Annotated in this window: 13 protein-coding genes and 1 other RNA gene; 3 read left to right on the top strand and 11 right to left on the bottom strand. The window is 51.8% G+C overall.

Features of this window, described 5'->3' with window-relative positions:
• The 8 genes from B2633_RS09090 to B2633_RS09055 all read right to left on the bottom strand — a co-directional run.
• Positions 1-1,002, bottom strand: a 1,002-nt coding sequence (locus B2633_RS09090; RefSeq protein ID WP_483170286.1) for a [Fe-Fe] hydrogenase large subunit C-terminal domain-containing protein, incomplete at its 3' end; no start/stop codon positions are given.
• A gap of 18 nt (positions 1,003-1,020) precedes the next feature.
• Positions 1,021-2,775, bottom strand: coding sequence for an NADH-ubiquinone oxidoreductase-F iron-sulfur binding region domain-containing protein (locus B2633_RS09085; protein ID WP_483170285.1), 1,755 nt, complete (start codon positions 2,773-2,775; stop codon positions 1,021-1,023).
• On the bottom strand, positions 2,772-3,320 hold the full coding sequence (gene nuoE, locus B2633_RS09080) for an NADH-quinone oxidoreductase subunit NuoE (RefSeq protein WP_483170284.1): 549 nt from the start codon (positions 3,318-3,320) through the stop codon (positions 2,772-2,774). Before nuoE ends, B2633_RS09085 begins: the two co-directional genes overlap by 4 nt.
• A 340-nt stretch (positions 3,321-3,660) precedes the next feature.
• Positions 3,661-4,008, bottom strand: coding sequence for a YlbF/YmcA family competence regulator (locus tag B2633_RS09075; protein ID WP_483170283.1), 348 nt, complete (start codon positions 4,006-4,008; stop codon positions 3,661-3,663).
• A gap of 49 nt (positions 4,009-4,057) precedes the next feature.
• Positions 4,058-4,516, bottom strand: coding sequence for a RidA family protein (locus B2633_RS09070; protein WP_483170282.1), 459 nt, complete (start codon positions 4,514-4,516; stop codon positions 4,058-4,060).
• A gap of 14 nt (positions 4,517-4,530) precedes the next feature.
• A complete protein-coding gene (locus B2633_RS09065; protein ID WP_483170281.1) occupies positions 4,531-5,544 on the bottom strand; it encodes a sodium:calcium antiporter in 1,014 nt (337 codons plus the stop codon).
• 225 nt (positions 5,545-5,769) lie between these two features.
• Positions 5,770-7,572, bottom strand: a complete 1,803-nt coding sequence (locus B2633_RS09060) for an ASKHA domain-containing protein (protein WP_483170280.1) — start codon at positions 7,570-7,572, stop codon at positions 5,770-5,772.
• Between the two features lie 76 nt (positions 7,573-7,648).
• Positions 7,649-7,969 carry a hypothetical protein gene (locus B2633_RS09055; RefSeq protein ID WP_481040488.1) on the bottom strand — a complete coding sequence of 107 codons (321 nt, stop codon included), beginning with the start codon at positions 7,967-7,969 and terminating at the stop codon, positions 7,649-7,651.
• A 246-nt stretch (positions 7,970-8,215) separates the two neighbouring features.
• Between B2633_RS09055 and rnpB the strand changes: the two genes are divergently transcribed.
• Positions 8,216-8,552: RNase P RNA component class A (rnpB, locus tag B2633_RS09050), an RNA gene on the top strand.
• A 67-nt stretch (positions 8,553-8,619) separates the two neighbouring features.
• Here rnpB and B2633_RS09045 read toward each other — a convergent pair.
• The 3 genes from B2633_RS09045 to B2633_RS09035 form a co-directional block, all read right to left on the bottom strand.
• Entirely contained in the window at positions 8,620-8,943 is a 324-nt protein-coding gene (locus tag B2633_RS09045) for an HU family DNA-binding protein (protein ID WP_483170278.1), read from the bottom strand.
• A 252-nt stretch (positions 8,944-9,195) separates the two neighbouring features.
• Positions 9,196-10,311 (bottom strand): Nif3-like dinuclear metal center hexameric protein, encoded by a 1,116-nt coding sequence (locus tag B2633_RS09040; protein WP_483170277.1) that lies wholly within the window; start codon positions 10,309-10,311, stop codon positions 9,196-9,198.
• Complete coding sequence (locus B2633_RS09035; RefSeq protein ID WP_483170276.1) at positions 10,295-10,996, bottom strand: tRNA (adenine(22)-N(1))-methyltransferase; 702 nt, start codon at positions 10,994-10,996, stop codon at positions 10,295-10,297. Before B2633_RS09035 ends, B2633_RS09040 begins: the two co-directional genes overlap by 17 nt.
• A 118-nt stretch (positions 10,997-11,114) precedes the next feature.
• Here B2633_RS09035 and B2633_RS09030 point away from each other — a divergent pair, with 118 nt between their 5' ends.
• Entirely contained in the window at positions 11,115-11,525 is a 411-nt protein-coding gene (locus B2633_RS09030) for an NUDIX hydrolase (RefSeq protein ID WP_483170275.1), read from the top strand.
• Entirely contained in the window at positions 11,518-12,336 is an 819-nt protein-coding gene (locus B2633_RS09025) for an eIF2B alpha/beta/delta subunit family protein (protein ID WP_483170274.1), read from the top strand. The genes B2633_RS09030 and B2633_RS09025 overlap by 8 nt, the downstream gene beginning before the upstream one ends.
• The last annotated feature ends 123 nt before the right edge of the window (positions 12,337-12,459 follow it).

Below are 12,459 nucleotides of genomic sequence, written 5' to 3'. Positions count from 1 at the left end.
CTTCGCCAGTGCTCCCAGCATCTCGTGCGGGGATTTGCAGGTGGAGAGATTCGGCAACAAATCCGGATAGAAGTGTTCACAGAATTTGATCCAGCCCGGGCTACAGGAAGTGATCATCGGAAGTACGCCGCCGTTCTGCATTCTGTGCAGCAACTCGTGTCCTTCCTCAATGATGGTCAAGTCTGCCGCAAAGTCTGTATCAAAAATGGCATCAAAGCCCATCATACGTAAAGCGGTGGCCATCTTGCCGGTTACTACGGAACCCACCGGCATACCGACTTCTTCCCCAAGGGCCACTCTGATGGCTGGCGCAGGCTGAACGACAACATGTTTGTTCGGATCAGCCAAGGCTCTCCAAACTTCGCCGGTTTTGTCGGGCTCATACAGCGCACCGACCGGGCAAGCCTGGATGCATTGACCGCACAGCGCACAGGCGACCTCGCCCAAAGGAACGTCTCCAGCGGCGGCCACCCGCGTCTCGAATCCGCGGTTTACCATGCCAAGGGCGGATACACCCTGGATTTCTTTACAGACTGTCACACAGCGTCTGCAGAGAATACACTTTCTTTGATCACGAATGACCGACGGATTGGAGTCGTCAATGCAGGTCTCGGGATTAGCCCCCTGGAAGCGCACCTGGCGGACACCAAGTTCTTCTGCGAGACGCTGCAATTCGCAGTTCAGGTTGCGTACGCAAGTTAAGCATTCAAACGGATGGTTGCTCAGAATGAGCTCCATAACGGCTTTGCGTGCCGTACGCACCATGGCGGTATTAGTATTGACAACCATACCTTCTTCTACGGGCAAAACGCAAGAGGCATGCAGCCCGCGCTTCCCCTGTACTTCAACAATACACATCCGACAAGCGCCGATAGCCTGGACATTCTCCAAGTAACATAAGGTTGGGATGCGAACTCCGGCTTTTCTGGCGGCCTCAAGGACCGTGCTGCCCTTGTCAACAGAAACAGCGCGCCCGTCAATCGTCAGGTTTACATTTCCCACAATCGCTGCCTCCTTTCCTTAGCCGCGTCTAATGGCTTTAAACGGACATTTTTCCATACAGGCACCACAACGGATACATTCCGCCGGATCAATCACGTATGGCTTTTTGATTTCGCCAGAAATGGCATTGGACGGACAATGCTTCGCGCATATGCCGCATCCTTTACACATTTCGGGAATGATGACGTAATTCATCAGAGAACGGCACACCCCTGCCGGGCACTGCTTATCTCTGATGTGCGCCAGATATTCATTCCGGAAATGTTTGATCGTTGAAAGAACCGGATTCGGAGAAGTCTGTCCCAGACCACAAAGTGCGGACGCCTTAATTATCGAGGCTAACTCATAAAGATTATCAATGTCTTCTTCTCTACCTTCGCCATTGGTAATTCTTTCGAGTATCTCCAACATTCTCTTGGTGCCAATGCGACACGGCGGGCATTTTCCGCAGGATTCGTCACAGGTAAAATCAAGGAAGAAACGCGCCACGTCGACCATACATTTAGTATCGTCCATGACAATCAGACCTCCGGATCCCATCATGGCGCCGGCTTTAGTAAGGGCGTCATACTCGAGGGGGAGATCAAAATGCTCTTCTGTCAGACAAGCACCCGAAGGTCCGCCGATCTGAGCCGCCTTAAACTTTCTGCCATTGGGGATGCCTCCGCCGAGTTCGAAGATTACTTCGCGGAGGGTTGTACCCATCGGTACTTCTACCAAACCGGTATTAACAACATTACCGGCCAGGGCGAATACTTTGGTGCCTTTGCTGTCGGCGGTTCCCATAGCCGCAAAAGCTTCGCCGCCCCGGGTCATGATCCAGGGGACGTTGGCAAAAGTTTCAACATTATTGATATTAGTGGGTTTACCCCAAAAACCGTAGACTGACGGATACGGAGGCTTGAGGCGGGGCATACCCCGTTCTCCTTCCAGAGAAGCGATTAAGGCAGTTTCTTCTCCACAGACAAAAGCGCCGGCCCCCTGCTTGATGCGGATATCAAAACTAAATTCGCTGTTGAGTATATGCTCGCCTAACAAACCCGCATCACGGGCCGTTTCAATGGCGATCGACAGCCGCTTGATGGCTAGAGGATACTCGGCGCGGCAATAGATGATGCCTTCTTTAGCCCCGATAGCATAACCCGCGATCGTCATTCCCTCCAGCACCGCATGGGGATCCCCTTCCAGAACACTGCGGTCCATGAACGCTCCGGGATCGCCCTCATCAGCATTGCACACCACATATTTGGTTTCCCCGGGTTGTTTTCTGGTGTCCTGCCACTTAAACCAGGTGGGAAAGCCAGCTCCGCCGCGCCCCCTCAACCCTGATGCTTTGATTTCGTCTATGACCTCTTCGGGGGTCATAAGGATTGCTTTCTCCAGGGCCTTATATCCTCCGGCCAGACGATAATCAGCCAGTGATTCCGGATCAATATGACCGCAATTGCGCAGGGCCACCCGCACCTGACGGCTCAGGAAATCTTCGCCTTTATCCTGGACGGTGGTTAAATATTCTTCAAGCGGGCCAGTGCCATCCTGATGGGCCTTGACTATCTCCTGCAGCCGCCGGGCATTGACCTTCCCGTAAGAGTAGACCGAACCGCCATCTTCGATGATGTCTATCAGTGGCTCCTGATAGCACATGCCGCTACAGCCGGTTTGCTGTTTTTCGATGGAGAACCCCGCCGCCTGCTGCAGTTTATCCAGTTCATCCCATACTTCCAGGGCCCCGGCGGCGATACCGCAACTTCCCAGACCAACTCTTACTTTCATGCTGTTTCACCTTCCCCGGTCACCGCTGATTCGGCGCTGTATATCTTTTTGATCACTGCCCTGGCTTTATCTGGCGTCAATGGCCCGTAGGCCTGCCCGTCAATCATCATCACCGGAGCCAGGCTGCAGCAGCCCAGACAGGCGGCCGTATCCAGAGTAAAAACCCCGTCGGCAGTGGTCTCACCGATTTCGACCTGCAATTCCTCACAGAGGGCAGTGGCGATTCGGTCCGCTCCGTTGACATGGCAGGCCGTCCCCTGGCACAGCAGTATCAGGTGTTTACCCACCGGCTTCAAGCGGAACTGAGTGTAAAAGGTTGCCGCCCCATATACCTTGGAAGGCTTCAGTTTCAGTTCCCGGGCGATGGCTGCCAACGCCCCCATGGGAAGATAGCCGTAGATGGCCTGGGTCTCTTGCAAAACCGTAATCAAACTGCCGGGCTGATTCCGGTAACGATCCAGCACGCTTTTGATCAAGGTCAAATCCACACCGTTGTTATTAAAGGCTGTCTCCCAACGTTTTTGATGGCTACAACCACATGTCACCTCTCCTACCCCCTTATATAAAAACCAGCTTGTAATGCCTCATTAAAGCAAAGGTTGGGTTAATTGTTAAACCATTTGAGCCGGTTTGTAAACACTCTGCCCGAAATAATATTGTATACCTGTAAGACGCCATAAGGCTACTGGCAAACCTTCTCATTAAGAAAACAGGGCGAGCGACGGAAGCGAAGAACAAGGCGCACAATAGGCCCGCGATTAAGGCGTACAAATAGTACGTTGATTGAGCGGACCTATTGAGCAACGCAGTTATTCGCTTTTGTCGACGGTCTGACAGGGCTTAAAAGCCCTGCCGTTTAGGTATCATCGATTTTTACCAGGCTGCCTAATCTTTTAACTCCGCGTCAAGAGCGCCATTGATGATGTTTTGAATATCATGGAACATGTTGATAAAATGGGTTTCGGCTGCAAAAAATTCCGCAATCTCCGGGTACTGGTTCAAGGCGGCCAGCTCCTGGGACAACTCGCTCAGTAACTCTGCCGGCAGTTCCTCTCCCAAGATGTGGGCCCGGTTTACCTCCATCTGCCGGGCGCGCACTTTCAATATCTTATCTTTATAATCAGGATGCTGATCGATTGCCTGTTTTGCTGCCAGGTAATGTTTAAAAGCCCGGCACTGTTTGATGGACCTCGCCAATTCATGGGCTTTGTCAAAGGGATTGATCTCGGTCATCTAATCACTTCCTTAAAATAATCAGCAGCTCATTTGATGCGGAGAAGGGCTAGCGAAGCTCTACCACCATCTCCACTTCACAGGCTGCCCCCAGGGGCAGGGCATTAACCCCCACTGCTGCTCTGGCATGTTTACCGTTGACCCCGAAAAGATTCTCCAACAATTGAGAGGCGCCGTTCAAGACCTGGGGCTGGGCTGTGAAGTCGGAGTCACACCGTATATATCCCGTTATCTTCACTATCCTCACCAGCTGCCCCCAATCAGCAAGGTTCTTTTTGAGCACTGCCAGGCAGTTTATAGCCGCTTGCCTGCAGGCCGACTGTCCCTCCTCTATGCTGAGCTCGCTGCCCACTTTGCCCTTATAGGATAAAATACCCTGATCCATAGGCAGCTGTCCGGAAATAAACAAGAGGTTGCCGCTTCTAACTGCGGGTACATAAGCTGCCAGAGGCGCATTGACCTCGGGCAGCACGATGCCCGATTCCCGCAAACGCTTCTCTACGTCCATTATATCATCTCCTTCTACCTGACTACTCCTTGCATAACGGCCACTATAAACACAACATAGAACAACCCGCTGAACAGCAGGGATACGCCGCTGATATAGGCCCGGCGGCGCAATTGCCAAAGCAGGAATGCAGCCGACACTAAAGCCAGAGAGCCGGACAGCAAAGCGCCACTATTCAGCCGCCATTCTGTCATCATAATACCTAGGGCCGGGATTACAGAACCCTGGAAAACCATGGCTCCGGTGATATTCCCCAGGGCCAGGGTATCTTTCTCCCGGGAAATCCAGATTATACTGTTGAATTTCTCCGGCAGCTCGGTGGCGATAGGGGCAATAATGATAGCCAGCACAAATGCCGGAACCGCATATAACTGGGCCAACTCGGTAATGGAGTTTACAAACATATTGGCCCCCAGCACAATGAGAAGCAGAGCGCACAGGACCTGAACAAGCACAATGCCCAGTGAGGGCGGACAATGTTTTTTGGCAAAATAGCATGCCGGGAGCTGTTCATCCGACTCGATATCCCGTTCCTGGCTCACCATAGCGATCACATACCATACGTAGAGTCCAACCATCAGCAGCGCGATGATCACTTTGAGGGCCTTGAGGCTTTCAGGAATCAGTCCGCACCCCAGGGCCAGGACGAATACCACCAGGAAAAAGCTCAGATCGCGCGACATGCTGGAAAAGTCAGCCCGAACCCGGTATCCATGAATTCGCCTGCCTCTAAACACCACTACCGCAGCCCCGGTTACGAACATGGCCAGGGTGGACAGCATCAGAGGGGCGCCCAGAATAGCGCCGATACCGATCTCATGTCCGGCCCCGCCTCCATTGCCAAATAAAATGGCGATAATGGGAATAATGGTTTCCGGCAGGGCTGTGCCCACTGCAGCCAGGACACTCCCCACTGCACCTTCAGAAAGGTTCAGTTTCTGGCCCAGCCATTCAACTCCGTTAACAAATATCTCCGCACCAGCTAGAATGATTCCTAGACTGATCAATAATATTACAATATCGCTCATCAATTGCTCCTTTTCGCACAATGGCGCACCCCATAGGTGCGCAATGCTAAAATGACCTCCTCCAACTGGAGTGGTCTGTAAATAGTATACCGTTACCGATTTGCCTATACAACAGTACTGCTTCAAGATCTGGCCATGATCCGGTCGCAGCAGGCCTGCAATTTCTTAAGCGGCTTTTTATGCCAGGTCCGGGCATTATGGGTCAACCTGAGGGTTATTCCTGGCTCAAAAATCTATATGGCGCAAAAATAACAATTGAAAATCAGGATGGTCGGCTAATTCAACACAAGTCAGGTTTTGCTTCATTTGCCCCATCTGCTGACGGGCCTGCGGGTTGATAAGATAACAAATGGCGCCCCGCCCGGCGGCATTGCCAAGATTATGAATCAGATCGGGGTTGACCGCCGGCAAAATACCAGCCTTGATGGCATGTTCAGGATTCAGGTAATTTCCAAAAGCGCCCGCTAAAAAGACCGCTTTAAGCGCTTCCACCTTTGTCCCGCTCTCCCGCATCAAAATCTCAATGGCGGCGCGTACAGCACCTTTGGCCAGTTGCAAGCTGCGTACATCTTCCTGGCTCAATACCAGCGGTACGCCCTGATAGGATTTTTCAGACGGAACTATGACAAGTTCCCTTCCTTGTGATCCGGCCCTTATTTCCGGCCTTCCTTCCATAAAGCTGCCATTGGCTGCAACCATGTCATTATTCAAGAGCCAGGCCAATAAGTCGACCAGAGCCGAGCCGCACATACCCCGCGGTTCTCCGTTGCCCAATACATGATAGTCCAGCCGGCCGTCATTCCACTGAAAATGGTCGATAGCTCCGTGAACGGCCCTCATTCCGCAGCGAATACCGGCCCCTTCAAAGGCTGGGCCGGCTGCAGCGGAGGCTGCCCACATTCCTTTCTGGCCGGCTAGAATCACTTCGCTGTTAGTGCCGATGTCTATAAACAGATACGGCAAGGGCGGCGGGCACGGCAGAGTCAACAACCCGGCCAGGGCGTCAGAGCCGATAAAACCCCGGGCTTGCGGCGGTATGACCAGCAGAGCTTCACGGTGGGCCGCTAGGCCTACTGCCCCGGCCCGGCAACTGTAAGCATCAGTGATTATGCCGCTAAAAGGGGCGGCGGCCAAACCCGCCGGATTTAAGCCTAAAACAAAATGGGTCATAACCGGATTTCCTACCACAACCAGCCGGTAGACCTGATCGGGCAGGCTTTTACACTGCCTGACAAGGCTGGCGATCAGAGTATTGGCGTTGTTGACGATCACTTGATGCAGGGTTTGCAGGCCATCGTCATGACTCAAACAATAGTCCAGGCGGGAAATGATGTTGTCACCATAGACGCGCTGCATATTGGGCATGGTGGTTGTAGCGACGGTCTGACCGGTTTCCAGATCCAGCAGTGAGCCTACCAGGCTGGTGGTGCCCACATCCAGGGCTACCCCATAAAGATCCTGCCGGGAGCGGCCGGCGTATATCAATTGCCGGTCTTCTGTCAGCAAAGCATTTAATTCAAGAACTGGCCGGTCGGTCCTATCCAGGCTGTGCAATTCATTGAGATCGGCAATACTCAAGTTGAGGTGCAGATTTGGCAAGGACTTTTGCAGCCGTTCCTGTATGGAAACCGGATTATGCCGGTCCTGACCCGGCAAATATATCTTTTTATGCATGACCATGGGCGGCGCAGCCGTTTCAGACATTAACCGGGGCACCGGGGCGGCAGTAAAAGGCTGGCCTTCAAGAAACACTTTAAGGCCCTGGGTCGCCGGGATGCGGCAGGCCAGACGCATGCCCGCCTTGATTTCTTCAGGGAGCAGCAGGTAGCGCTCCGCTTCATCCGGCGGGTTAAGCGGGCCTTCTATCTTGAGTTTGCACTTCCCGCAGATCCTTTTTCCGCCGCAGGGGCCAGCCGTTATCAGGCCATGGGCCACCAGGGCTTCCCACAGATTCTGCCCCGGATAGGACCAGATGGGTGCCGAGGGTTTATCGTCATATGTGATTTCGATCTTTATGAGTTCATCCATTTTCTCACCATTTTGTTCTTTAGGCTATTATAACCAATAAAAAAGGCGGCTTCTAGCCGCCTTCCAGGACTATACTTTATTTTGTTTCTGACATCAAAGCATAAGAGAATACAAATACCCAGAGCAAGGCTGAAACCACTGCGATAGTAGCCATATTGAGACCCTGGCCCTGCTCAAACGCCGAATTTCCCAGAGAGTACATGACGTTAAAAGCTACAGCGCCCAGCGCCGTTAGTATAAAAATTCCCTTTTTAGTGCCGGCTGGCATCGTTCTTTTCTTGGCCCATCCACAGAATTTCAGAAAAATGAATACCGTTAAAATGATTACCAATAAGGTAAAAAGAGGACCGTTGTAAAAAACCCCGCTAGCTGCCTGCTCCGATCCGAACAACAACATCTTTCTTCACCCCCCTTTATCTCTTTAGTAAGTATATTATAATTCGAGCAAAGGTAAAACAAGGAACTTGAAGATTTATTATCTCACCCCGTTACTCCCTGCTTTCGCTAGGTTATGTATTCTCTAAAAAATCCTTTATTCCTTCAAAGAGCGTCATATTTTTTGTGAAAAGGGATATTTCCCCGTTGCTTTACAATTGGCCGCCTATTCATTATAATATACCCTGCATGAATTGATATCGGGCGGCAAGTAAATCAGATAGTCGCAGGTTTAAACCTGAGGAAAGTCGGAGCTCCGCAGGGCAAGGTGCTGGATAACGTCCAGTGGGGGCGACCCTAAGGCTAGTGCCACAGAAACAGACCGCCCCGCATTCGCGGGGTAAGGGTGGAAAGGCGAGGTAAGAGCTCACCAGCGTTTAGGCGACTAAACGGCTCGGTAAACCCCACCTGGAGCAAGACCGAATAGAGGAACCATGAGGTTGCCCGCCTCGTTCCCGGGTTAGGTCGCAAGAGGTGTCAGGCAACTGGCATCCCAGATAGATGACTATCGAATACAGAACTCCGCTTACAGATTTGCTTGCCCATCAATTCAAACACTTTTTAAGGACATAAAAAAAGAGGTATACGAGGTATACCTCTTTTTTTATATAGCTATTTCTTTTTTGCGCCTTTCTTCTTAGCGGTCACTTTGACGGGTATTTTTACCGCAACCGCTTCCTTAAGGGATTTGCCAGGCTTGAATGCCGGAACTTTAGTGGCAGGAACCTTAATTTCTTCCCCGGTCGCCGGGCTGATAACCTTTCTTTCCTTGCGGTCGCGTACTTCGAAACTTCCGAAACCGATGATTTGCACTTTATCCCCGCCAGCCAGGGCCTTTTGAATGGCTTCCACCGTAGCATCCAGGGCTTTGGCAGCATCCTTCTGGGTGATTTCTGCCTTCTCCGCTATTGACTTAACAAGTTCCGATTTGTTCACGACATAGTCCTCCCTTATGTTATTTTATTAACCATATTTTACATTCCCCAAAAAAACGGCAATTCCTGCTATTAAAAATCTTTTTCGGAATTTTTTTTGAAAAATATAGGCTTAAAACTGTTATATACATTTTACCTGTTAAAAAAGGCTTTTATGCATGGAGTCCCAATTTTACGGTGCATTCCATTTTATTCCATTTCGAGGCATCCTGCCGGGATATTGGCACAATTGCATATACTGTTGCCTTATCGATTATAAAAGCCTAAAACAAGGGCTTTCTTTCAGTTTGAGAATCTCCGGGGAAAGCTTTTGATGTCTGCATTCATCTTCCAACAGAGCGCTTACCAGAGCGATCATATGCTTCTCCAGTTCCTGATGTCCGGCATCGATTACGTTCATACCCTTAAGGCGCGCTTCTTGAGCTTCATGGTATTTTACATCCCCGGTTATGACCACATCGGCCGCTTCAGGATTGATCCGTGCCAGCAAAGACCCTCCGGAACCGCTGATCATGGCGACCCGCTGCACCATTTGTCGATAATTTCCTACTACGCGAACCCCCTGGCAGCCAAAAACCGTTTTAACTTTTCCGGCCAGTGACTCCAGTGAGCAGGGCTGTGCCAGCCGGCCTCTGCGTCCCATACTATAAATACGGCCGCCGTTAGCCAGACGGTAAACGTCGTAAGCGACCTCCTCATAAGGATGCGCGGAGTGCATGGCCTTGAGCACCCGATTTAAACCGCTCTGTTCTACAACTGTCTCCAGACGGTATTCCTCAACCTCTTCCAGCACCCCGACAGAGCCGATAAATGGCTGACTTCCGTCCTCAGGACGGAAGCTGCCGATTCCCGGGGTGCGGAAACTGCAAGCCGAGTACTTGCCGATATGCCCGGCCCCTGCCTCAGCCATAGCCTTTTGCACCGCTTTTACATGACTGAACGGTACATAGACCACGACTTTGCATAGTTCATCCCGCTGGTCCGCCAATAACGGCTCAATGTCCTGTAATCGCAGCATTTCTGCGAGGTGCTGGTTTAAACCCTGGGGGGCCGCATCCAGATTGGTGTGCGCTGCGTAAACCGTTATGCCTTTGGCAATCAACTCATATACCATCTTCCCCCAGGCCGTATCCGCTTCCAGTCTTTTAACACCCTGAAAAAATAAGGGGTGATGGGTGATGATCATATCCGTCTCGAGATGCAAAGCCTCTGCGAGCACTTCAGGCTCCAGCTCCAGAGCCACCCCCACTTTTTTTACCGGGGCAAGATATGAGCCCAGCTGCAGTCCGGAATTATCCCAGGATGCTGCCAGATAGGGCGGATAGTGGTGCTCTAATATCGCAGTGATATCCTTAACCTGATTTGCCATCGATTATTTCCTCCAATTCCCGGCCCATCAATTCATATTTCAGCCGCTTGCTTTGATTCTGGGGCTGTTTGGAAAGGGACAGGTTTTGACAGCGGGCTTTAAGCCTGCGCCGGCAATAAGTCAGGTACTCCAGTTCAATGCTGTCCCGGGCTTGGAGTAGCTGTGGCCCCACTTCCAACTCCAGGGCGGACAGCCGGTAGGGACGGTCGCCGGGCTGGTAGCTGAAAAGGACAAAGAAGCGCCCCCTGCTTCTTACCACCCGTTCATCAATGAGCGGCCAGCCCTTTGCGGCCAGCAAAAGGCGGGGTACCGCAGGACGGGTCATGGGCTGCAGGACCAAACGCGCAAATGATGAGGTCAGATGCCAGTCCCGTCTCAATATCTCAGCCATAAGGTCGCCTCCCATGCCCATGATGACGACAGTATGAACCTCACCCCAGGCTAAAGCCTCTAAGCCATTTCCTTGCCGGACCGCAATACGGTCTGACCAGGGTGAAGTCTCAATATGCTCCCGGGCGCGCTGATAAGGGCCATCCCCCCATTCAGTAGCGACTACCTGTGGAGCCAGACCCTTTTCCAGCAGAAAACATGGCAGCTGGCCATGGTCAGTTCCGATATCAGCCACCGCGCCGCCAGGGATGATCATCCGGCTGGCTGCCAACAAGCGTTGGTCAATAGTAGCCATGAGGGCTCCTTTCCATGTATTATAGTTAATATAACCCAGGCAAAATCGCGGGGCAAGCCAGTCCACCGAGTTATACGGTTCGAGCATTTCGTCACACCCATTTTTAAGGAGGTATATGATGGTTACCAACCATGTCATCACCTGTTTCATGGAAAGCCAGGGTAAAATCTTACTGTTAAAGCGCAGTTCGCAAGTGGGCTCTTATCAGCGTAAATGGGCGGGCTTGAGCGGATATCTGCCTGAAGGCCGCAGCGCATTAAGCCAGGCATATTTGGAAATAAAGGAAGAAGCCAGTCTGTGCAGTGATGACATTATATTGGTCAAAGCGGGGGCAATTCTGGAAGTACCCGATACGGAAGCGGGCATCATGTGGCTGGTCCATCCTTTTCGCTTTTATGTCAAGCACCCCGGAAGGATCATCATTGATTGGGAGCATGTGGAGTTCCAATGGATCGAACCGGAGGACATAAAAAAATATGACTGCGTACCGATGCTCTACGAAACCTGGCAGAGAGTGGCCGATGAATAGACAGGAGATGAAGGCCGGGCAGCTGGCTTTGGATCGTAAACATGGCGCCAGTTTTCTGCTGCGCCAGGCATTGTTGATTTTAAAGGACGAGGCCGCAGAGCTGCCCTGCGGAGACTGGCTGGACTACCTGGAACAGCTTACCGCCATGGCCCTGCGGCTGCAGGAAATCAGGCCTGCCATGGCGGCTATCAAGAATGGCCTGCAGGTTTTTATCGACGGCATGGCAGGCCTGAAAGCCGAGAGCGTGCCCTTTGAACCGGTAGATTCGGTCGCACGGCTGGTGGAATCCATTTTACACAGCCTGGACCTGAAATTCCATGATACCGTTATGAATGGAGCGGAACTGATCAAGCCAGGCGATCAGATCATCAGCTGCAGCTTCAGCGCCACGGTTTGCTCGGCGTTGATACAGGCCTCTGCAGCAGGCCGCAGCTTTGCGGCCTTGATCGTAGATGAGCAGTCTCAGGCGCAAGGCTTAAAATATGGAGAAATGATGGCTTCCGCCTTGCAGGCAGGCGGAGTCGGCTGTGATCTTGTCGCGGAGGATCGGCTAGATAGTATTCAGGGGGTCAGCCTGGGATTGGTAGGAGCTGACAGCGTGCTTTCCGACGGTTCATTGATCAATGGCTACCCCAGCCTGCAGTTGGCCAGAACCTGCTTTGAACGCCAGATTCCTTTCTATTGCCTATGTGAATCCCACAAACTGGCCTCAAGTTATCCCCCCCTGCCACTGGAAGAGGGTTTTGATCTGATTCCCGCCACTTATGTAACCGCTGTTGTCACTGAAAAAGGGATAATATCTTTCCCCTAGCCGTTGCCCGGTTTATTCAGGTTCAGATGTACCAGTTCACTTGTTAACCGAAACGATTCCCTGACTCATACCAGTAAAAGCTATAAAAATAACGGGCCAGGAGCCTTGCTTTAAAAAGCAAGA

Origin of the sequence: Syntrophomonas sp. UBA1041 (genome assembly GCF_002316705.1) — a bacterium.
Classification (GTDB): Bacteria; Bacillota; Syntrophomonadia; order Syntrophomonadales; family Syntrophomonadaceae; genus DTU019.
This window is presented reverse-complemented; position numbering and strand designations above follow the sequence as displayed.